1 pseudogene is annotated in these 1,096 nt (G+C 69.3%); it reads left to right on the top strand.

The features are described 5' to 3' along the window. Positions 1-78 precede the first annotated feature (78 nt). Positions 79-1,073, top strand: a pseudogene (locus ACFYO2_RS49680) (IS5 family transposase). Positions 1,074-1,096: the final 23 nt, after the last annotated feature.

The raw sequence follows: 1,096 nt of genomic DNA, 5'->3' as shown, positions 1-1,096 counted from the left end.
CTAGGGCCTGTTCCAGGTTCGGATCATTGGTTTTGGGATTTGCCGGTGGCGGGCGGCTGGGCCTGGTAGTTGTCGAGGGTGGCGCGTGGTGATCTCTCGGATGCCGAGTGGGAGTTGGTCGAGCCGTTCTTGCCGGTGGGCGAGCGCGGCCCGGTCCCTGACCTGCGGCGGCTGTTCAACGCTGTGATGTGGCGGTTCAGGGCCGGGTGTCCCTGGCGGGACGTGCCTGAGGAGTACGGCTCCTGGTCGACCGTTTACGGCGCGTTCCAGCGCTGGGCGGTGGCTGGGACCTTCCGGACGCTGATGGAGGGGATGATCGCCGAGGCGGCGGCCCGCGGGCAGGTCGATCTCGGCCTGGTCAGCGTGGATTCCACGGTCGCCCGCGCCCATCATCACGCGGCGGGAATGGCCGTAGATCCCGAACTGCTGGACGAGCTGGAGAAGGCTGTCACCGAGGAAAAGGGGCTTCTCGAAAGGGGCAAAGCGCGTCAATAGTGCCGCCGGACGCGGACGGCGATGACGTGGCGCGTGAGGAGCGGCGGCGTTTGCGGCGGCGGCGCGGAGCCCGGCTCCGCGCCGCTGAACTGGGCCGTTCCCGGGGCGGACTGACCACCAAGACCCACCTCGCGGCCGAACGCCGGTGCCGGCCACTGTCGTTCATCGTCACACCGGGACAGGCCGCCGACAGCCCCCGCTTCGTCCCGGTACTGGAGGGCATCAAGGTGCGTGGCCCGGTCGGCCGCCCGCGCACCCGGCCCGGCGCCGTCGCGGCGGACAAGGCGTACTCCTCCCGCGCCAACCGTGCCTACCTGCGGCGACGCCGTATCCGCGGTGTCATCCCGGAGAAGGCCGACCAGGCCGCCAACCGCAAGAAGAAGGGCTCGCACGGCGGCCGCCCGGTCGGTCACGATCCGGACCTGTACAAGGACCGCAACACCGTCGAACGCTGCATCAACAAGATCAAGGAGTGGCGGGGCCTGGCCACCCGCTATGACAAGACCGCCACCAGCTACCTCGCCGGACTCCACTTACGCGGTGCCGTGATCTGGATCCGCAGCCTCCGGCCAACATGATCCGAACCTGGAACAGGCCCTAG

Source organism: Streptomyces sp. NPDC006602 (genome assembly GCF_042870385.1).
Classification (GTDB): domain Bacteria; phylum Actinomycetota; class Actinomycetes; order Streptomycetales; family Streptomycetaceae; genus Streptomyces.
This window is presented reverse-complemented; position numbering and strand designations above follow the sequence as displayed.